This window comes from Arthrobacter sp. SAFR-023 (genome assembly GCF_051965295.1).
GTDB lineage: Bacteria > Actinomycetota > Actinomycetes > Actinomycetales > Micrococcaceae > Arthrobacter.
Genome location: NZ_JBQCMF010000054.1, coordinates 1 through 1,006 on the forward strand (window position 1 = coordinate 1; position 1,006 = coordinate 1,006).

Here is a 1,006-nt window from a genome sequence, read left to right on the forward strand (position 1 = left end):
TCCAGGTCCAGGTTGCCGGCCTTGTAGTGGGCCACGAGCATCGGGAAGTCCCGGGACGGCAGGCAGTCCCCGTACCAGGAGGACTTCAGCGACCCGCCCCGGCCGAAGACATCCAGCAGCGGCAGCTCCAAGACCATCTCCGGGGTCGGGACGCCGACCAGGACCACCCGGCCGGCGAGATCGCGGGCGTAGAAGGCCTGCTTGTAGGTTTCGGGCCGGCCGACGGCCTCGATCACCACGTCCGCGCCGTTGCCGTTCGTCAGGGCCCGGATCGCCTCGACCGGGTCGGAGGTGCGGGAGTTCACCCCGTGCGTGGCGCCCAGGGACTTGGCCATCTGAATCTTGTTCTCGTCAATGTCCACGGCGATGATCGTCGTCGCCCCGGCGAGCTTCGCCCCGGCGATCGCGGCGATCCCCACCCCGCCGCAGCCGATCACGGCCACCGACTCCCCGCGCTTGACCTCACCGGTGTTGATCGCCGCGCCAATACCGGCCATCACACCACAGCCCAACAGGCCCACGGCGGCCGGGTCCGCGTCCTCATCGACCTTCGTGCACTGCCCGGCGGCGACGAGGGTCTTCTCCGCGAACGCACCGATCCCCAGCGCCGGGGACAGCTCCGTGCCGTCCTCCAAAGTCATCTTCTGGGTGGCGTTGGCCGTGTTGAAGCAGTACTGCGGCTGGCCCTTCGCACACGCCCGGCACTGCCCGCACACCGCACGCCAGTTCAGGATCACCCGGTCACCCGGGACAACCTCGGTCACACCCTCACCCACAGCGGAGACAACACCGGTGGCCTCATGGCCCAACAGATACGGGAACTCATCCCCGATCCCGCCCAGCTTGTAATGCAGGTCCGTATGGCACACCCCGCAGGTCAGGATGTCCACCAGGGCCTCGCCCGGGCCCGGATCCGGCACCAGGATCGTCTCCACCGACACCGGAGCGTCCTTCGCCCTGACAACAACAGCCTTGACTTTATGAACCATGAGTAAGTGTTCCTTTC

General features: G+C 67.4%; 1 protein-coding gene. It reads right to left on the bottom strand.

The window, feature by feature from the left end; translation table 11 throughout:
• A partial coding sequence (locus tag ACTHQX_RS21700; protein ID WP_440159305.1) for an S-(hydroxymethyl)mycothiol dehydrogenase occupies nt 1-989 on the bottom strand: 989 nt, incomplete at its 3' end.
• Nucleotides 990-1,006: the final 17 nt, after the last annotated feature.